This window comes from Paramuribaculum intestinale, from assembly GCF_030759015.1.
GTDB lineage: Bacteria > Bacteroidota > Bacteroidia > Bacteroidales > Muribaculaceae > Paramuribaculum > Paramuribaculum intestinale.
In genome coordinates, this window is the sequence record NZ_CP098825.1 from 342,093 (window position 1) to 361,362 (window position 19,270).

The following is a 19,270-nucleotide window of genomic DNA, read 5'->3' on the forward strand; positions in this document are numbered from 1 at the left end:
ATGTAACACGTGGATGCCGGCAAAAGTTGCGGATGGCTCGCGTGGGGGTCAGAACGGGTATCCTATGGCGAGGTGGAACGCGAGCGAGTTGCCGAACGATTTCATGTTGTAGTATCCTCGTCGTCCGGTGTCGTAGGGGAGGTGTATTCCTATGCCGAGGTCGCCGCGCACGACGAGCATTCCTATGTCGAGTCTGAGTCCGGCTCCTGTGCCGGTGGCGAGATCCTTGAAGAATGTGGAGCCGCGGAGTTTTCCTCCCGGACGCATGGGATCGTTGCGGAGCAGCCAGACGTTGCCCGAGTCGAAGAATACTGCTCCGTGGAGCGGTCCGTAGATGGGGAAGCGGTATTCGACGTTGAACTCGAATTTGAAAGTTCCGGTCTGGTCAAAATATCCGTTGATGAGATTTTTGGGCACCTGATAGCTGCCCGGGCCGATGCTTCGGACGGTGAATGCGCGGATGGAGTTGGCTCCTCCGACATAGAACTGTTCGGAGTAGGGGACTGCTTTGGAGTTGCCATAGGCGTGTGCGGCGCCGACCGCCACGCGGCTGACGAGCCAGTGGTCGCCGTAGAGGCGTCGGTTGTAGACGAGCTGTGTCTGGCCTTTTATGAACTGTGAGAAGGGCGTTCCGAACAGTTTTTTCTCGCCTTTCTTCCCGGCGGCTTTGTAGATGAGGTCGGTGATGCCTCCGGCTTCCTGCACGGTGAACTGCCAGTTGATGTTGTTGTCATTGCCGATCGGGCGGTCGAGTACGAACGAGTAGGCGATCTGTGGTATGAACTGGCTGCGGAAACTCTGTGCGATGGCCTGGTTGGCGTCCATCACCGAGTCGAATTCGGTGGTGGTGTTGATTAGTTTGGTATAGGTGATCTTGTAGAGTGTGAGTGTGTTGGATGCATATCGGTTGAGGCGCCAGTCGTAGTTGAACGAAGCGTTGAACTGCGCCATGCGGAAATAGTGCGGGCGGTTGAGCAGATCGGCGTTGAGCGATATGCGTGTCCAGTTGACTTCGCGCCGGCTGCGCGGCACAAACCGTGGGGCGAGCAGCCGCGGGAACGACAGCGATGTGGTGAGTCCGACCTCGTAGGAGTTGAATATAGAGTTGCCGCGGTCGCGCCCGGTCTGCCATTCGTAGCTTCCTGTTAGGTTGAGAGATAGCTGTTCGCCTCCTCCGAAGAGGTTGCGGTTGGTGAGTCCGAAGGTGAGTCCCGGTCCGAGGTAGGAGTTGGATTTGGATGTGACGTTGACCTCAAGCGATGCCTCGAGCGGTGCGTCGAAGGTGCATGCGATGTCGACGTCGAGCAGGCGGTCGGCTGAGGTGGTGTCGGGGTAGACGTTGATTTCTATGCCGCTGAATATGCCAAGGCGTGAGAGCGATGTCTGGGTGCGGTTCATGTCGCGGACGGAGAATGTGCGTCCGTTGCGGAACGCGATGCATGACGGAATGAGGTTTTTGCGCAGTCGTGAAGGCTGCATCTGTATGACCATTCCGCGGCGTGTCATGATGGTGTCGGGTGTGCCGCCTCCTTTGTTTCGGTAGATGCGTGTTGTGACTTTGCCTGTGCGGTATGGCAGCAGCAGTGCGTGGGGGATATTGCTGGCGACGGTCATGCGGAGCGCGATGCTTCCGGGAGTAATGGTGGAGTCGGCGAGATATTCGATGTAGTCGGGGCGGAAGAAGTAGTAGCCGCGGTTGCGGAGCACGTTGGCGATCCGGACCCGTTCGGCCGAGAGCGAGTCGGTGCAGTAGCGGCTGCCGGGGCGGAGGTATGTCCCGGCTGCGGCGACGGAGTCGATGAGGTGATAGAGCCGCGACGTGTCGGGAAGCAGCTCTATGGAGCTGAGCGGATATTCCGGTCCGGTATTGACGGTGTAGAGTATGCGTGCTTTTTTGGGGTTTTTGCCTTTGATGAGCTCGTAGGATGCGGTGCCTCTGAAGTAGCCGTTGTTGTCGAGTATCTCGTCGATCATCTTGGTGCGCACTTCGGGCCGGACGTCGCTGATGAGCACCGGTTCGGCCACAAGCTTTTCATATAGCCAGTGTTTGAATCCGTGCGGCGGGTTGGACCAGTTGTTGTAGACCCACAGTCCGAGCGGGAATGGGTATCGCAGATATGGTGAGATGAGGCTGTTGTTGGGCGCGACGTTGACGGCGTTCTTGACCTGTCCGTCGAGTCCGGGCGCGGATTTCTGGCCGTCGGGCACGACGATGTCGATTTTCTTGACGCCGGTGTAGAGCACCTCGTCGGCTCCGAGCCGACGTGTGGTGGAGCATGATGCCATGATGGCTATGAGCATGAGCGCTGAGAGTGGGCGCAGCAGGGTGTGTCGGATAGTCATAGTCATTTGTTGTCGTGTGTCGGTGATGTGATGGGTTCTGAAGGTGTTTCGGCGGGTGTCGTCACGGTCGGTGATCCTTGCTGCCCGAGCAGCGAGCGGCGCAGTCGTCCGGCCCACCTGAAGAGATCCTTGAGCGAGTTGATCTTGCGGCGCATGACGAATCCCACTCCGGTTTCGGTGATTTCGCCTTCGAGGATGCTCTCGTAGCCGTTGTGGCGGAATATGCGCACGATCATGGTGCCGCGCTTGTTGAGCATATATTCAAACGCTATGTCGTTGATAAGGTTTTGCTGGAAGTTCTCGTCGGTGTCGGCGTCGGTGGAGTAGTTGCCGCCGACGATGATCTTGACTCTGTCGTTGAACAGGTTTTTCGACACTCTATAGCTATAGCTTGTGGTGGTGGAGCTGGCTCCGTCGGTAGTCTGGTTGTATTGGTCGATGCCGAATGAAATGTCGACTCCTCTGATGTTTTGCGCAGCCCAGGAGTTGATCTGTGATGTGAGGAAGGAGTATAGCGGATTTCCCGACAGGCTTGTTGATGCCTTGGTGCCGGGGCCGGTGTATGTGTTGTAGAGCAAAAGGTTCATGGCCTGGTTGGCTCTCTGTTGCTGGCTCATGGATGCGAGTTCGTTCTGCACGGTGATGTCGTCGTCGGTGGAGAGGTCAAAGGCCACATTCATGTTCTGTAGAGTGTTGGTGACCGAGAGGGCGATGTCGAAGTTGATCAGGCGGGAGTTTTGCCCGGTCTGTGTGACGTTGGCCTTCATGCGGTCGGTGGCGTGGATGTTGAGTATGGGGTTGAGCATGTCGCCGTTGAACGCCACGTAGCTACCTTCGTCGAACTCGAATTTTTTCTCCGACATCATCGGCGGGGTGTAACGGACGAATCCGCTGTTGATGGTGAAGCGTCCGGTGAGTCTGCCGTCGTTGAGCGGACTCATGGTATAGTCGAGAGTGCCGTATCCGGCCACTGTTGCGCGGTTTTTGCCGTCGGCCGACAGATCGACGTTGATGGTGGAACCCTGTGATATGGTCAGTGTGGCGTCGAGTCCGATCATGGTGGTGCGGGCGAGTGTGTCGGCTTCGGCAACGGCGGTGGTGTCGGCGAAGCTGACAAATTTGACCATGTCGCCCGTGGATTGTGATGTCAGAGCGGATTCGACGTCGGGTATTACGTATGTGACGTTGGTGCCCGGAAGCAGGTTGAGGTCGGCGTTGACGGCAATGAATCTCATGTCGCCCTTGACGGTGGCGTCGAGGTCGATGAATGCACGTCCGTAGACGTCGGCGTTTTTGGGGCGTCTGGAGTTGACAATCTGCATGTTTTTGGCTTTGAGACCAAGGTTCATCGCTATGTCGGTGAGGTCGCGCAGATCGACGGTGCCGTCGATAGTCAGTGGATTTTTATTGGCGGCCGTGATGGCGAAGTTGTCGAATCTGACGATGGAGCTGTCGACCGGAATTTTATCTTCAGAGAATTTGAAGGATGTGCCGAGCATCCCGACGCTGACGGCCGTGGTGTCGAAGTCGAGATAGCCGTTGAGTATGGGTCGGGTGAGTGATCCGGTGATGTCGAGGCGTCCGTTGAGCATGCCCGACAGCCGGGCCATGTTTTTGGGCAGGAACGGATTGGCGACGCGCATGGGGAAGCGTATCATCTCAAAGTCGAGATGGAACGGCGTGGCCGATGCGGTGTCGTTGAGTGATCCGACGGCTGTTATTACTTCGATGGAGTCGACCTTGAGCGATGCGTCGGCGGTGAGTCGTCCCGAGCGGTCGGTGCCGACGTCGAGTCCGATGTCGAACGATCCTACTCTTTCGCGGCCGTAGTAGAGGTTGTCGAGGCTGACATTGCCTGTGCCGGTGAGCGAGTTTTGGTGGGCGCTGATGCGCATGTCGGCGGCAAGCGAGCCCTTGACCGGCGGTGCGAATGGCGATATCGTCAGCCAGTCCTGTATCTGTATGTCCTTGAGCTGTACGATCAGATCCTCCTGCGTGGTGTTGCCGGGATTGTGCTCAGTATAGAGGCGTATGAGGCTTTGGCCTGATCCCATTTCGAGGTCGGCGTCGATATGACGTGTATAGAGATTATAGGTGATGAAATTGGACTGGTTGAGTTGCCATTTTTTATAGCCTATGACCGGGCTGTAGGGTACAAACCGCAGTGTGGCGACGGAGTCGTCGACAGCGAGATTGGCTCCGAGGAAGAAGCCTTCGCGGTCGTTGATATCGCGCTGTCGCAGCAGCAGTGAGAGCCGGTCGTCGGCGAGATATCCGGTAAGCCGCACGTGAGCCCATTGGTCGAGTGTGCCCGGACGGTTGTCGAGCGCTCCGTTGAATGCAAGATATTTGCCGTGCTGCACTGCTCCGAACCGCAGGGTGTCGAGCCGTGTGTCGCCTGAATGGAATCCGGTGACGAGTGTGTTGAAATTCATGAGCGAGTCGTTGCTGATCCTCATGTCGGCATGTCGGAATCCTGTGCCTGAGGCGGCAAGGAGGTCGGTGAGTATGTTGTCGGATCCGGCGGTCAGTATGGCGTTGAGTGGCGGGAGGGCACGCTGGATGGCAATTATGTCGGCATTGCGGCGGGCAATGGCGGTGTCGAGAATAGCCGGCAGTGCGGTGGCGCGTGTGATCAGGGTGTCGAGTCCGCAGAGTGTGGCGAGTGTGAGAGAGAGGTCGCCCGAAGTGAGATCGGCGTTGACCGTGGAGTCGGAGGTGATCAGTCTGATGTCGGTGGTGGGTGCGGTGATGCGGTGTCCGGTCATATTCCAGTCGAGATTGGCCACGGAAAGTGTGGCGTCGATGACTGAGGCGTCGGCGTTGATGTTTCCACGGCTCTTGATGGTGAGGGAGCCGGCGCATTGTTCTTTGGCAAGCTTTAGGGCAAGGAGGTCGAGAGAGTTAATATCGCCGTCGACACTCCAAGTGAAACCCTCGCGCGATGCGGTGCCGTCGAAAGTTATGCCGAGTTCGGCTCCGGGGTTGTTGGAGTCGATATGTCCGCTGACAATTCCCTGCGACAGCTGCATCGCGATGTCGATGCCGGAGTATTCCTGCCCCTGATACTGCAGCTTATGGATGACAGCTTGAGCCTCAAGCCGGGTCGACGCTGACAGCGGATCGAGTCCGCGGCCTTTGGCCCGTATGTCGGCGGTGATATCGCCGATGCCCATTTCGGGCAGGAACGAGGCTATCGGGAAGCGGTCGAGGCTGATAGATCCTTGATAGCCCTCAATGATCTGCTGCCATGATCCGTCGGCCACGATACGCCCGTCGCCTGATGTGGCGTTGATTAGTCCGGATATCAGTCGCGGACTGAAATCGGCATGTCCTTTTAGTGCTATGTGCGGCAGGTTGATGGTCCGGGCAAGACGTGCATCGAGCAGCGACGGTTTGATGGTGTTGAGTCCGGTGAGCCGGCCTTTGATGTCGATGCGTCCTGATGTGCGTTCGGTGTCGAGCGGATGGTTGATGCGTCCGCCGGCTTCGATGGCGAGGATGCGTGGAACGCTGGCTTCAATAGTGTGGATGTCGAGGCTCTGCGTCGTCCCGTCGATGTCGGCTTTGAGAGACATGTCGGAACCGGCCGGGAGTGATGCGATCATGGAGGTCATGGCCGGGAAAGCCATTCGGATATCGACGGGAGCAATGCGCGCGTCGGCGTAGAGCCGGAGTGGCGACGGCCGGGAGGTGTCGCCGGTGAGCTTCATCTCGGCGTCCAGGTCGAGTGTGGAGAAGTCGGTGGAGATGCGGAAGTCGCGTGCGCTCATAGTTCCGGTGGAGTCGATGGCGAATGTGCCGTCGGCGCGCAGTGCTATGCCGCATCGTTCGACTGCATGAAATCTGCGCAACGGCATTCTGATGCTGCTGCCGCGATTGAACATCGAGTCGATATCTATGGCTATCGCCGATGCCTCGATATAGCTGAGGTCAAACCCCGGCAAAGGCTTGACATCGCGCTGCGCGTATAGTGCCCGCCGTGCGTTGAGCGTGATGTGGCCGGCGGTTATGGTCCAGAGGAGCGAATCGGCTGATGCAGAAATATTTTCCGGTAGGGTGTCGGCGGCGGTCGTTATGCCATGTGTCTTGAGATATTCGGCCGAGGGTGTGATGTAGGCCACGTCGAGTGAGTCGGCTGCAAGACTTTGGGCGGTGATGGTGCGTGTGGCCATATCGACGAGCCCGTTGCGAAGCCTGACGGCGGGGATGGTGGCTCCGAGTGAGTCGATGACGGGCATCATGGTCATGCGGTAGTCGACATTGAGCAGACTGATGTCGAGCGCTCTGATGATCAGCGGCCTGGAGGCCGAAGTGTCGGCAGGCGATGACGATGGCACGCTGTCATTGATCATGAGGCTTACCTTGCCTCCGTCGAGCACGGCGCGATCCACGTCGATGGTGCCTTTGCCGAGATTCATGGCGGCGCCGTCGAGATCGAAGTCGCGGATGTCGGCTTTGAGCCAGATCGTCGAGTCGGGTGCCCCGGTCTGATAGAAAATGTCGGTCAGGTGTGCGCCGGTGACCTGTATGTCGCCTTTGAGCAGCGGGAGCATAGCCACGCTAAACCGGATGTTGCCTGCCCGGAGCATGGTGTCGCCATCGGCTTCGACCACAGTGGCCCGGTCGAGCGAGAGGCGCATCGGAAATCTGAGGCGCAACGACTCCACGGTGATGTCCATGCCGGTCGACTTCCTGATCTCCCGCAAAGCGATGTCCTTGACAAAAGTCTGTATGGCCGGCACGTAGAGGGCTATCGGCACCGCTATGACAATGAACAGCAATGCCGCCAAAATCCACATGGCAATTTTTCGAAACATCCTCATCTGATAGACTCTCATAAACAGGTTTCCCTTTAATAACCGGATAGGCCGCACGATTGTTTATCATCGCGGCTATACATTTGATTGGCGACGGCATCCGGTTCGTGGTGTGTGTGACCGTGGATATGTTGCGTCAGCGGATAAAAGCATCGGGAGGATCCGGAAAATGTCGTGTCCCGGAGTCCTCCCGTATGATTTGCCGGTCAGACGCCACACCGTCAGGTGCGGTCGTGTCCCTGCTGTGTGGGTTATGCTTCTTTGTCAGAGTCCTCTTCGCTGGCTCCTTCCGGTTCGGGCAGAGAGAAGTCGGTGATGCCTGCTGCGACGAGACAGTTGTACCAGTTGAATACTTTGCGGATGTCGTTGGTATAGACTCTTTCCTTGTCAAATTCCGGAAGTATGGTCTCGAAATATTTGCGCAGGTCGGCATCTGATCCCAGCCCCTTGACGTCGACGGGCTTAGAGTCGTTTTTATCTCTGATGGTTTCGAGCACCTTTACAAGCGGTCGTTCCTCGTCGTCGTTGGTGTAGATGGATATGTCGGCTATGGCCACCACCTTGTCGTGGGAATAGGCGGGGGTGCGCTTGCCATCGGCGAGTGACTCGACTATCAGCATGTTGCGTCCCTGGTTGACAAGCTTGAAAAGCCCGGGACGGCCTGAGATTGAAAGGATTTTCTGAATCATTTTGTAGGTGTTGGTTTCAAATATCGGCCACAAATTTACGAAGATTATCCCTAAATTCCATCCGAAATCACTAACTTTGTGCTCCGATATGTTAAGGTTTATAAAACTGTTGTTTCAATTGATAATGTCGCCCGCGCGCGGCTGGGAAGACATCTCGGCCGAGGGCATCGATCCGTCACGACTGGCACGCACCGGTTTTTTTCCGCTGACAGTGATGATGGGGCTTGCGGTGTTTCTGCAGGGGGTGTATCATCTGGAGCATACGTTCGTGAAGCTTCTTGATCTGGCGGTTATAGAATTTGTGGCTTTTTTCGTCAGCTATTTCATAGCCACGCATTTCATGTCGACGTATATATATCGTTTTACCGATTCCATCCCGAGCGAGAAACGCAACCACACATACGTGCTCATGGGTCAGTCGCTGCTCGCTCTGAGCCTGCTTGTGCAGAATTGTCTGCCGTTCGACATAGATCTGGTGCTGTTTCTGGGCATATATACCGCCATAGTGTTGTGGCGTGGCGACCGTTACATGGCGGTGCGTGAGGAGAGTGTGGGCAGATTCATGATATTCACCATACTCACGGTGATAGTGCCGCCGTTCCTGATCATCTTTATATTCAATCTTATCCTATGAAACTTAATGAAGTGAATATCGTCAACCGCCGCGCGCGGTTTGACTATGAGATATCCGAAACGTTCACGGCCGGAATCGTGCTGACCGGAACGGAAATAAAATCGATACGCCTTGGCAAGGCCGGTCTGAGCGATACGTTCTGCCTGGTCAGCAACGGTGAGGTGTGGGTGAAGAATATGTATGTGGCCGAGTATTTCTACGGGTCATACAACAATCATTCGGCCCGGCGCGACCGGAAGCTTCTGCTGAAAAAGAAGGAGATAGCGAGGCTGGCCAAGGCCGGCAAGGATGCAGGTTTCACGGTGGTGCCTCTGAAGGTGTTTATCAATGGCAAGGGGCTTGCCAAGATGGTGGTGGGGATCGGACGCGGTAAAAAGGAATATGACAAGCGTCAGACAATCAAGGAGCGCGACGACAAGCGTCAGATAGCGCGCATGTTCCAGAAGAAATAATAAGCCGGCAAGTTTCGTTTGGGAGGAGAGCTTTGCCGGGTGCTATACCGGCTTGCAAAGCAGCAGCATAAGCCCTCTCGCGGAGGTGCGGATTCCGTAAAGATGCATGTCGCCCCCTTCGCTGATCTTGAGCCTGCGCGCGAGTGATGGCGCGTCGAGTGGGAAATTGCGTGTGGCCACATTGGCTTTGATGCGCTGCGAGGCGATCTCCTTGACCGCGCGTTTGTCGAAATCCATCGACTCTACAATCTTATATGCTTTTCCGGGAAAATCTATCGGTCGGTCTGACAGGAACAGATGGGTGTTGGGATCGGGCGCCGTCACATTGTAGCGGTCGGCGATCCAGCGGTAATGCCCGGCTTTCATCAGCGCGGGATATGGTTCGTAGATCACCATGCCTGTCTGGGGCGCTACGTAAGGCATTGCGGTGGCGTGAGTATCATCGCCGATGGTGATGTGTGATGTGGTGCCTCGGGTCACTGTGACAGCGTGGAGTCTGAATGGCGTGGAGGCCGGAAGGCTGAAGTCCACGACAGCTACAAGTTCCTTGCATTCGGTGGCTGTGCCGATCAGATAGATGTCGCTGACGTGATGCAGCTGATGTGCGACAGCTTCGGCGTCGAGCATCGGTGAGGCCTTGACCACCACTTTGCCGGTATGGGCGCGCAGTTGTGGCAGTAGAGCGCCGACGTCGGGACTGCAGTCGGCGAGGCTGTAGCACCGTCGTCCGAGGTTGTCGCGTCGTGCCGGGTCAATAAATATGCAGTCGAATGTGGCGGCGGTGTCGGCAAGCCATTCGGTTGAGTCGGCGCAGATCACTTCCATGCGGTCGGAGAGCCGGAGCGCGCAGGCGTTGGCGACAGCAGCGGCGACGGCTTCGGGTCGACGCTCTATGGCTGTCACTTTGCGTCCGTCGGCTGCGAAGTGAAATGAGTCGATGCCGAGTCCGCACGTCAGATCGGCCACCGTGGATGCATCGCCTATGATGGAGGAGTGTATTGCCGCAAGGGCGTCGGAGGTGGACTGTTCGGCGGCGATCATGTCGGGGAACTGGAATGCGTCGCATCGCAGGGTGTCGGCAAGTTTGGAGGCGCATTTGCGGCGTGCTTCGATCTGCAGTATGGCATGCATCAGGTCGCTGTGGCCGTGATGCCGGAGGCGAAGTGCTGATACGTCGGCGGTGGAATTGTCGGCAATCCAGCGCCGGATGTCGTCGGAGAGTGGTTTCAGAGGTTGAAACATAAATGATATGAAATGATGTTAAACTGCGAAACCGCGATGTTCGCGCAGGGTTTTTAGAGTAAACAGCCGTTGGAGATCCGGCGGGGTCGCGTTGCAGTCGCGTCCTGCTTTGACAGGCCAACGGTGGAACTGATGAATTACGAATCTTAATCGGACGACTATGACTACCGCCAAATTCAGGGAGAAACTGCTCGGGCTGCAGCAAAATCTGTTGAATTTTGCTTTTGTGCTGACCTCGAACCGCGACGACGCATATGATCTGCTTCAGGATACGACGCTGAAGGTGCTCGACAGCAGCGATCTGTATCAGGACGATACGAATTTCAAGGGCTGGGTGTTCACGATCATGCGCAATATATTCATCAACCGTTACCGGCGGATGGTGAGGTCGGCTACGGTTGTGGATACGTCCGACGACCTGTACAGGATCAATACGCCGGAAAACTGTCTGCAGCCTTCGCCTGAGGATACGTATCTGGCCAGTGAGATAGCCGATGTGGTCAACAGTTTTCCTGACGGCTACCGCATTCCGTTCACCATGCATGTGGCGGGCTACAAATATGCTGAGATCGCCGAACGGATGCATCTGCCTCTTGGCACGGTGAAGAGCCGCATATTTTATGCCCGTAAGTTTCTGCAGGCACGTCTGGCCGATTACAGATGACGGAGCGCATTAATGCTGGTCAGCGGAATTTGCCGGCCAGACGGAGCAATTTGGAGTTGAACTGCTCGTCGTCGGCTTCGTAGCTGTCGGTGTAGGCTCTGAATTCTTCGAGCCGGCGTTTCGACAGCCGTTCGAAACGGAAGTTGCCGTAAAGTATCTTGCCGGTGAGCATCTGGCTGAACCTCACCATGGCTTTCTTGCGGTTGGCCACGGCGACGGAGGCGATTATGTCGGGGTGATAGGCGGGAGGTTCTTTGGTGAACTTCATCTGGTACAATCCGTCGCCGTGGCGGATGATGCAGCAGTATCCGGCACCGTTGGCACGGTCATAGCGGTCTTTTTCCACTGCAAATTCCTCGGCGAACCGGCGCTCGATCTCTTCAATTGAGGCGTTGGCCATGCCACGCTTGTCGGCATAGCGCTGCAACAATCCGGTGAATGCCCGGAGAGTGCATTCGGTGTCGTAGGCAGCGGAGTGCTCCTTCGATTCGTCGATGTCGATTCCGAGTTCGCGGCAGCAGGTGTTGAGGCCGACGTTCTGCCGGTAGTCGAGTCCGTTCTCGAGCCCGTGGGTGAGCCAGAACCAGTCGCGGATCTCCACAATGCCGAGTGATTCGTCGGTATGGATTCCTTCCTGACGTAGTTTGCGCAGATCGTTTTCGGCCACGGCGAATCCTATGACGTGAGATGCCGCGTCGATGATGCTCTGTATTTCCTGCCGGCATTCGGCAAAGAGAGGCTCGTTCTCTACCATTTCGGGCGTTATGCCGTGGGGATAGCTGCGCCATCGCCGGAGTGTCGCGGGCCGGAATCGCTGAGTGTAGATCATTCGTCCGTCGCCGCTCATGATCGCGAGTTCGAGCATTTCGACTCCTTCGGCAAATTCGGCGTCAAGGCATATCCAGTCGGCCAGTTGTTTTTGGTCAGTCATCAGATGTCAATGTCATGAAAACTCCCGGAAGCTGTGGTGAGGCCGCTTCCGGGAGGGTTGTGATATTTTGTCGGTCAGTCGCGGATGATATGATACTCCACAAAAGCTTCGATAGCTTCATAGGAGGCGAGGCCGAGGCTCTGGTAGAGCTGTGCGGTGCCGCGGTTGCGTTCTTCGGCGCGCTGCCAGAAGAGCCGGTCGTCATCGCCCAGGAACGGTGCGTTCTCCATCTGGCTCTGGTGCTTGAGTATGGAGTTGCGTTTGAAACGCAGCTCTTCCGGGCTGATAGGCACGGCCATCTCGATATGGTCGATTTCCCATTCGGCCCATGCTCCGCGATACATCCATATACGGCAGTCGTTCATCCATGCTTCGTCTTTCAGCTCGTCGACCGCCGCGAGTACGGCGTCGGTGCACACTTTGTGTGTGCCGTGAGGATCGGCGAGGTCGCCGGCCACGAATATCTGGTGGGGCTTGACGTCGGTGAGGAGTTTTTTTACGATGTCGACGTCGCGCTGGCTGAGGTCGCCTTTCTTTATGGTGCCTGTTTCGTAGAACGGCAGACGCAGGAAGTGGATGTTCTGCGGTTTTACTCCGATATAGTTGCAGGCTATGGTGGCTTCGGCCTGACGTATCATGGTCTTGATCTCGCGGATGTCGGCGGTGTCCATGTCGCCGGGCTGTTTGTTGCCTACGGCTTTGTGCACGGCCTCCGACAGGCGAGAGTATCCGCCCTGGTCAAATCCGAACATCGGTGCGATCTTGTCCATCATCAGGAAGTAGCGCATCATATCCTCGTCGCCTACGGCTATGTTGCCGGAGGTCTCGTAGGCCACGTGAACGTCGTGTTTCTGATCGACGAGCCTCTTCAGTGTTCCTCCCATCGATATGACGTCGTCGTCGGGGTGGGGGCTGAATACAATCACACGCTTGGGATAGGGATTGGCGCGTTCTGGACGATATGTGTCGTCGGCGTTGGGTTTGCCTCCGGGCCATCCGGTGATGGTGTGCTGAAGGTCGTTGAAGATCTTTATGTTGACGTTGTAGGCCGAGCCATAGAGCGCGAGAAGTTCGCCGAGTCCCCAGTCGTTGTAGTCTTTGTCGGTGAGTTTCAGGATCGGTTTGCCGGTCATGTGGCAGAGCCAAACTATTGCGCGGCGGATCAGCTTGTCGGTCCACTCGCAGGAGGTCACTTTCCATGGCTGCGATATGCGCGTGAGGTCTTCGGCCGCAGGGAGGTCGACCACGACTTTGGCGTGGGGATGCCCCTGCAGGAATGATGCGGGGACGTTGGCGCTGGCCGGTGTCTCGACTGTTTTCTTCACGATAGCCGCACGGTTTTCGCCCCATGCCATTGTGATGACCCTGTCGGCCGACAGCAGGTTGGCGATTCCGAGCGTGATCGCTGTCGTGGGGACATCCTCGCAGCTGTAGTCGCTCTTCACGTTGTGGCGAGTCTCGTTGCCGAGAAGCACGAGCCGGCAGAGGCTTGTGTCGGGTGTGCCGGGTTCGTTGAACGCAAGCGAGCCCTGTGCGCCGATCTCGCATACGGCCAGGTCGATTCCGCCGTCGTCTTCAATGGCTTTTTCATACGCTTTGCAGCGCTGGAACATGTCCTCTTTTGTGACGTCGGGGGAGAATGTGTGGATGTTTTCGGGGCGAATGTCGATATGGTCGAGCAGCACCTCCTTCATTTTACGAAGTGTGCTCGGTCCGTTGGCGATCAGCGGGAAAAATTCGCTGAGGCTGTAGAACACAACCTTGTCGAACGAGACTTCGCCGGCTTTGTGGAGCCGGATTAGTTCCGCGTAGGCGCTGTGGGTGCTTACGCCTGAACCGAAAGTGACAACGCACTTCCCTTTGCTCTCGACGTTGCGGTTGATGACTTTGGCTATCTGACGTGCTATATATTCGCTGCCGTCGGTGGCGGTTTCGAAGATGCGGGTGTAGATCTTCTCTTCCCGCGTCAGCGCGGCCAGCTCTATCTCGCCCTGCGGGTCGTAGTAGCGTCTGGGGATGCGATCGAGCTTGATCTGCGAACTGAGATTAGTTTTCATGTAGTTTTTAAGTGTGTTGAGGATTATGTAGTTTTATATTGCAAATCTACGCATTTTTCCGCCATTTCGGGAGAATTTACGATTTTTTTTGAAAAGGAGTAAAATATCATGGTCCGACGGTTGAATTTCCCGCCGATTTTGTGTAAGTTTGCTCTCTCAAACGACAGCAATCCAAATAACCTTAAAACAATCATAGATGAGACTTATTATCGAACCCGATTATGCCAACGTATCGGCCTGGGCGGCCAATTATGTGGCGGCGCGCATCAATGAAGCGAAACCTACTGCCGAACATCCTTTCGTTCTCGGATGCCCTACGGGCAGTTCGCCTCTGGGCATGTACCGCAATCTGATCAAGCTGTATCAGGAGGGTAAGGTTTCGTTCAAGAACGTCGTTACGTTCAATATGGATGAATACTGCGGTATTCCCCGCGACCACGAACAGAGCTACTATACTTTCATGTGGACGAATTTCTTCAGCCACATAGACATTCCCCGCGAGAATGTCAACATCCTCAACGGCAATGCCGAGGATCCCGCCGAGGAGTGCCGCCGCTATGAGGAGAAGATCAAGAGCTACGGCGGCATAGATCTCTTCCTCGGAGGCGTAGGCCCCGACGGCCATATAGCTTTCAATGAGCCGGGTTCGTCGCTGACTTCGCGTACGCGCATGAAAACTCTGACACGCGACACAATCATAGCCAATTCACGCTTCTTCGACAACAATGTCGATCTCGTGCCGAAGACTGCTCTCACGGTAGGTGTGGGCACGATCATGTCGGCCCGCAGCGTGCTGCTTATCGTCAACGGCCACAACAAGAGCCGTGCGCTTCATCATGGCGTGGAGGGCGGCATCAGCCAGATGTGGACTATCTCGGCTCTCCAGATGCATGAGAAGGCGCTCATCGTGGCCGACGAGGCAGCTTGCGAGGAGCTGAAGGTGGGTACTTACCGTTACTATAAGGATATAGAGGCGGCCAATATAGATCCGCAGACTCAGCTGAAATAAACCACGCAACCGAAGCAGGCGGAATATGGCGGGTGGTGTGGAATGACCTGCTGTGATTTCGCCTGCAGCGAAGAATAATGACGGCGTGCAGTGACGATGGTCACGGCGCGCCGTCATGCTTTTTGTGCGTGCTTTTTTGTGTTTGTTTTGAATTTTTATAAAGGAAAATTTGCAAGGGCGGAGGAATCGGTGTAATTTTGTACGCATAAAAATACGGAATGAAATTTACACACAGTCAAACAACGCATAATCCGACACTTGCCGTGTCGCTGATCCCCATATTGGTTCTTTTGATTTCTCTGGCCGTAGTAATCCTTACGCGCGGCGCATCCGACGTGCTCTCGATGGGCTATAAGCTGCTGTTGGGCGCTTCGGCTGTCTGCGTGGCATTGACAATGATCACTACTACACGCAGGTTTAGGGTGCTGATGCTCGGGGTACGCAAGAGCGTCAGACAGATATTTCCGGCTGTGCCTGTACTGCTGTTTATCGGTACGGTTGGAGCGACATGGATGCTGTCGGGTGTGGTGCCCGGCATGATCTACTATGGCGTGAATATGCTAAATCCGGTGATGTTTCTCTTTCTCGCCTGCTCCATATCGGCGGTAGTGTCGGTGATGAGCGGCACGTCGTGGACCACGATAGCCACGATCGGTGTTGCTTTCATGGGTATCGGCACCGTGATGGGATATGACGAGGCCTGGATAGCCGGTGCGGTTATCTCGGGCGCTTATTTCGGCGACAAAGTGTCGCCGCTGAGCGATACGACTGTTCTTGCCGCCTCTTCGACGGGGGTGAAGCTGTTCAGCCACATACGTTCGCTGATGGTGACAACTGTGCCTGCGATGGCGATAGCGCTTGCGGTCTTTGCCTGTGTTGGGCTGATGTCGGGTGTCAGCGGCAGCTTTGATCAGACAGATATATGCGATGCGATCACTTCTACTTTCAATATATCTCCATGGCTTGCGCTGGTGCCGCTGCTGACGATAGCTCTGCTTGCCATGCGCGCGGGCACAACGCTGACGCTTGCGGTCAGTTCAGGTGTGGCTCTGGCAGTGATGTATATCTGTCAGCCTCAGATAGTGGGGATGCTTGCAGGTGATGACGGCGGTGTGATGGCCATGGCCTGTGTCGGGGCGAGGGTGCTGTTTAGCTCCACCGAAGTGTCGACCGGTTCAGCCATGCTGGATCCGCTGGTAGCCACCGGTGGCGTGGCCGGAATGCTCCCTACGGTGTATCTGGTAGGCAGCGCGATGATTTTCGGCGGAGTGATGCTCGGATCGGGAATGCTCGGCGCTATCACGAAGAGTTTTGCCCGGCGTCTGAAATCGACGGGACACCTTGTGGGGGCGACAGTAGGCAGCGGGCTGTTTCTCAACAGTGCCACCGGCGACCAGTATCTGTCGATCATCATAGGCAGCAATCTTTACCGCAATATCTACCGACGGCTTGGTGAGCGGCCTCAGTTGCTCGGACGTGCTCTGGAGGACTCGATCTCCGTGACGTCGGTGCTTATACCGTGGAATTCCTGCGGCATGGCACAGTCGACAGTGCTCGGAGTGTCGACGCTCGCATACGCTCCGATGTGTGTGTTCAACTATCTCAGTCCGCTAATGTCGGTGGCAGTGGCCTACGGCATTCAGGCCATGAGGCGCCGTGCACGCATGTCGTCGGTCAGATCTGCTGCAGTACGCGGCCTATGAAGTCGCGGCGCATGTCGGGTGAACCGGTATCGGTTTCGTCGCAGTTTATCCACCGGCATCCGTTGAATCCCGCAGGCTGCAGGATCATCGGGGCGAAGTAGCCGCTGACAAATGGCGCGAAGTCGACTGAAAGGCCTTCGGAGGTCGTGACGATAAGTGTCCGTTCGACCGACAGTAGTGGCATTATGTCGCCGTTGTCGGTGGTGTCGTAGACAAATCCTTTAATAAAAGTGCGGTCAATAAAACCTTTTAGCATGGCCGGCATCATTCCCCACCAGATGGGGAAGATGTAGATGGCGCGGTCGGTGCGCTGCAGCATTTTGATATAGCGTTTGACCAATGGGTCGTCGGTGTGGCCGGAGCGGTCATCGGCGAGAGTGTCGCGCGTCATTATCGGACTGAAGCCATCGGCATACAGATCGATTACCTGATAGTCATCTCCGCGACCGGTAAGCATGTCGGTTATGGCCGAGAGTATGGCATGGTTGAAGCTTGAGGGGTCGGGATGTGTATAGATGATAGTGATCATGGGTGATATTGTTGATGCAAGAATAGAACAATCCGGCCTGCGTGATGGTTGTGCGCGCAGGCCGGATCCGTGTAGGTCGGTGGCAGTCGGTGTGCCTACTGACGGTAGATCATCTTATGATGATCTCGTCGGTGAACTGACATCCTTCGGTGGATGTCGCGCAGTAACGCACGTAGCGTGCACGTGCGGTGCCACTCCATGAGAATTCCTTGAATGATAGTCCGGTGGAATCTTTCTGTTTGTGTTCGATGGTGGTGAGGGTGGTGAAGTTTTTGCCGTCATCGGAAACGGAGATCTCCACTTTGGCGGGGAACCATACGCCGGGGCCGGTGATCTGCATGAAGTCGGCGCCGACGTATGTGATGTCGGTCGGTTTTTCAAGATCGATGGTGACGTCAACCCGTTGGTCGCCACGATGGAGGAATCCCTGCCAGCGTCCGTCGCCATAGCTCCAGCCTCCACGGAGTCCGTCGGTCAGAGTGGCTTCGCCGGCTGCGTTGTAATTGCTCCACCAGGGTACGTTGTATGTCACTTTCTTGCCTTTTGCCAGATGTTCTGCGGGACGTGTCGACTGGCGTCGGTTGCCGGCCTCGCCTCTGAGGTCAAAGACGGTGTAGCCGTCGCTCTGCATATGGTCGGCAACTTTCAATGCCCGCGGTCTGAATGATTCCCACGAGCGCAAGGCCTGGGGTGTCCATCCGATTTCGGCTATGGCTATCATGCGGGGCCAAAGCATGTATTCGGCATGCTGTGCTGTGGGGACGTATTCGGTCCAGAGGTTGCCCTGTATGCCTGTAATCCATCGGGTGACGTCGATGCCGAGGCTGTCGGGCGCCGGGTCATAGGAGTAGACGCGCTGAAGCGGCAGATATCCGCTGATAGCAACGGGCTGTGTGGCCGGTGCGTCCTGGTAGGAGTCGAGATAGCAGTATCCTCCGGGCGACATGACGGCCTGGTGGCCGCTGCGTGCGGCTTTGATGCCGCCTTCCGTGCCGCGCCATGACATGACAGTGGCATTTGGTGCAAGACCGCCTTCCATGATCTCGTCCCAGCCGATGAGCGAACGTCCTTTGGAATTGAGATATTGTTCGATGCGGTGGATGAGATAGCTCTGGAGCTGGTCGACATCCTTAAGTCCCTCCTGTGTCATGCGTTGGTGGCACAGGTCGCACTCTTTCCATGCTTTTTTAGATGCTTCGTCGCCTCCGATGTGGATGTATTCAGAAGGGAATATGTCCATCACTTCGTCGAGTATATTCTGGAGTATCTCGAATGTCTGTTCGTTGCCGACGCAGACGTCAGGCTCGCCCTTGGGGTTGTGGGTGCAGGATATTTCGGGAAATGTGGCGGTGAGTTCCTCGGAGTGTGACGGCATCTCGATTTCGGGTATGACCGTGATGTATCGGTCGGCGGCATAGCGTACGATCTCGCGTGCGTCGTCTTGTGTGAGGAATCCTCCGTGTGCGTTGAAGTCGGTAGCCTCGGCATAGCGTGCTCCGCCGTCGGTCCATTCTTTCCAGGTGAGTTCGGGGCGCCATGCGGCATACTCTGTCAGGCGTGGATAGCGTTTGATTTCTATGCGCCATCCGGCAGCGTCAGTGAGATGCAAGTGCAGACGGTTGATTTTCAGTCGTGCGAGAGCATCGATCTGTTTTAATATGAATTTTTTGTCGCGATAGTGTCGCGATATGTCGAGCATCATGCCTCTGTAGCCGAAACGGGGAGAGTCGGTGATGTCGACGGCAGTTATGGTGTCGGTTCCGTCGGCGAGCTGTATGAGTGTCTGAAGGCCGTAGAAGAGTCCGGCTCCGGATGTCGCTTCTATGATGGTGGCGTCTGGGGTGACTGAGAGCCGGTAGCCTTCGGGTGAGTCGACTCCGTCGATGTGGCCGACGGTGCGTAGCTGTATCCTGGAGGTGTTTTTGGCGGCGGACGCCGGGAAGTGTCGCCACTCGGTGTCGATGTATCGGCGCAGGCGTTCTGCGTCGTCCTTAGGAGCTTCAATGACAAGTGTTGTCGCCGGCGTGATGATCATCTCACCTGAGGCATCGGTGATATGGGCAGGGAGCGGGGTGACGTCGACGGTTGCGGCGGCGGAAGTGAATGCTGTTGTGGTCAGTAGGGCGGCAATGGCCGCGGATATAAGTATTTTCATGTATTATGCGGGTTTTTATGGCAAACCGGCCGGACGCTCTTG

Annotated in this window: 13 protein-coding genes; 5 read left to right on the plus strand and 8 right to left on the minus strand. The window is 56.2% G+C overall.

All coding sequences use genetic code 11. From position 1 onward, the window contains the following. Positions 1-48: 48 nt before the first annotated feature. From tamL to NF347_RS01415, 3 genes are all read right to left on the minus strand, one after another. Complete coding sequence (gene tamL / locus NF347_RS01405; protein ID WP_107681435.1) at positions 49-2,349, minus strand: translocation and assembly module lipoprotein TamL; 2,301 nt, start codon at positions 2,347-2,349, stop codon at positions 49-51. Beyond that, positions 2,346-7,163 (minus strand): translocation/assembly module TamB domain-containing protein, encoded by a 4,818-nt coding sequence (locus NF347_RS01410; protein WP_306254313.1) that lies wholly within the window; start codon positions 7,161-7,163, stop codon positions 2,346-2,348. The genes tamL and NF347_RS01410 overlap by 4 nt, the downstream gene beginning before the upstream one ends. Positions 7,164-7,414: 251 nt before the next feature. After that, positions 7,415-7,852 (minus strand): DUF5606 family protein, encoded by a 438-nt coding sequence (locus tag NF347_RS01415; RefSeq protein ID WP_107035179.1) that lies wholly within the window; start codon positions 7,850-7,852, stop codon positions 7,415-7,417. 124 nt (positions 7,853-7,976) lie between these two features. Between NF347_RS01415 and NF347_RS01420 the strand changes: the two genes are divergently transcribed. Next, on the plus strand, positions 7,977-8,486 hold the full coding sequence (locus NF347_RS01420; RefSeq protein WP_107681437.1) for a hypothetical protein: 510 nt from the start codon (positions 7,977-7,979) through the stop codon (positions 8,484-8,486). Further along, positions 8,483-8,938, plus strand: a complete 456-nt coding sequence (gene smpB / locus NF347_RS01425; protein ID WP_107035107.1) for an SsrA-binding protein SmpB — start codon at positions 8,483-8,485, stop codon at positions 8,936-8,938. The genes NF347_RS01420 and smpB overlap by 4 nt, the downstream gene beginning before the upstream one ends. Positions 8,939-8,980: 42 nt before the next feature. Here the strand turns inward: smpB and NF347_RS01430 are convergent, their stop codons facing one another. Then, entirely contained in the window at positions 8,981-10,180 is a 1,200-nt protein-coding gene (locus NF347_RS01430; RefSeq protein WP_107035106.1) for a class I SAM-dependent methyltransferase, read from the minus strand. A gap of 160 nt (positions 10,181-10,340) precedes the next feature. On the opposite strand from NF347_RS01430, the gene NF347_RS01435 reads away from it, so the two are divergent. Continuing rightward, positions 10,341-10,844, plus strand: a complete 504-nt coding sequence (locus tag NF347_RS01435) for an RNA polymerase sigma factor (RefSeq protein ID WP_107035105.1) — start codon at positions 10,341-10,343, stop codon at positions 10,842-10,844. Between the two features lie 19 nt (positions 10,845-10,863). On the opposite strand, the gene NF347_RS01440 is transcribed toward NF347_RS01435, so the two are convergent. Continuing rightward, positions 10,864-11,775, minus strand: a complete 912-nt coding sequence (locus NF347_RS01440; protein ID WP_107035104.1) for a 3'-5' exonuclease — start codon at positions 11,773-11,775, stop codon at positions 10,864-10,866. A 74-nt stretch (positions 11,776-11,849) separates the two neighbouring features. Continuing rightward, positions 11,850-13,832, minus strand: coding sequence for a PIG-L family deacetylase (locus NF347_RS01445; RefSeq protein WP_107035103.1), 1,983 nt, complete (start codon positions 13,830-13,832; stop codon positions 11,850-11,852). A gap of 196 nt (positions 13,833-14,028) precedes the next feature. Between NF347_RS01445 and nagB the strand changes: the two genes are divergently transcribed. After that, positions 14,029-14,841 carry a glucosamine-6-phosphate deaminase gene (nagB, locus tag NF347_RS01450; protein ID WP_107035102.1) on the plus strand — a complete coding sequence of 271 codons (813 nt, stop codon included), beginning with the start codon at positions 14,029-14,031 and terminating at the stop codon, positions 14,839-14,841. A 218-nt stretch (positions 14,842-15,059) separates the two neighbouring features. Continuing rightward, positions 15,060-16,544 carry a Na+/H+ antiporter NhaC family protein gene (locus tag NF347_RS01455; RefSeq protein ID WP_107035101.1) on the plus strand — a complete coding sequence of 495 codons (1,485 nt, stop codon included), beginning with the start codon at positions 15,060-15,062 and terminating at the stop codon, positions 16,542-16,544. Here NF347_RS01455 and NF347_RS01460 read toward each other — a convergent pair. Then, positions 16,516-17,073, minus strand: coding sequence for an NAD(P)H-dependent oxidoreductase (locus NF347_RS01460; protein ID WP_107035100.1), 558 nt, complete (start codon positions 17,071-17,073; stop codon positions 16,516-16,518). The two genes, NF347_RS01455 and NF347_RS01460, sit on opposite strands and share 29 nt — an antisense overlap. 109 nt (positions 17,074-17,182) lie before the next feature. Next, positions 17,183-19,228, minus strand: coding sequence for a glycoside hydrolase family 20 protein (locus tag NF347_RS01465; RefSeq protein WP_107035099.1), 2,046 nt, complete (start codon positions 19,226-19,228; stop codon positions 17,183-17,185). Positions 19,229-19,270: the final 42 nt, after the last annotated feature.

Excerpts from the sequence above, each read along its gene's own strand:
- NF347_RS01440 (WP_107035104.1), bottom strand. The coding sequence starts at position 11,775 with ATGACTGACCAAAAACAACTGGCCGACTGGATATGCCTTGACGCCGAA.
- tamL (WP_107681435.1), bottom strand. The coding sequence starts at position 2,349 with ATGACTATGACTATCCGACACACCCTGCTGCGCCCACTCTCAGCGCTC.
- smpB (WP_107035107.1), top strand. The coding sequence starts at position 8,483 with ATGAAACTTAATGAAGTGAATATCGTCAACCGCCGCGCGCGGTTTGAC.
- NF347_RS01465 (WP_107035099.1), bottom strand. The coding sequence starts at position 19,228 with ATGAAAATACTTATATCCGCGGCCATTGCCGCCCTACTGACCACAACA.
- NF347_RS01430 (WP_107035106.1), bottom strand. The coding sequence starts at position 10,180 with ATGTTTCAACCTCTGAAACCACTCTCCGACGACATCCGGCGCTGGATT.
- NF347_RS01460 (WP_107035100.1), bottom strand. The coding sequence starts at position 17,073 with ATGATCACTATCATCTATACACATCCCGACCCCTCAAGCTTCAACCAT.
- NF347_RS01420 (WP_107681437.1), top strand. The coding sequence starts at position 7,977 with ATGTCGCCCGCGCGCGGCTGGGAAGACATCTCGGCCGAGGGCATCGAT.
- NF347_RS01415 (WP_107035179.1), bottom strand. The coding sequence starts at position 7,852 with ATGATTCAGAAAATCCTTTCAATCTCAGGCCGTCCCGGGCTTTTCAAG.
- NF347_RS01435 (WP_107035105.1), top strand. The coding sequence starts at position 10,341 with ATGACTACCGCCAAATTCAGGGAGAAACTGCTCGGGCTGCAGCAAAAT.
- nagB (WP_107035102.1), top strand. The coding sequence starts at position 14,029 with ATGAGACTTATTATCGAACCCGATTATGCCAACGTATCGGCCTGGGCG.
- NF347_RS01445 (WP_107035103.1), bottom strand. The coding sequence starts at position 13,832 with ATGAAAACTAATCTCAGTTCGCAGATCAAGCTCGATCGCATCCCCAGA.
- NF347_RS01410 (WP_306254313.1), bottom strand. The coding sequence starts at position 7,163 with ATGTTTCGAAAAATTGCCATGTGGATTTTGGCGGCATTGCTGTTCATT.
- NF347_RS01455 (WP_107035101.1), top strand. The coding sequence starts at position 15,060 with ATGAAATTTACACACAGTCAAACAACGCATAATCCGACACTTGCCGTG.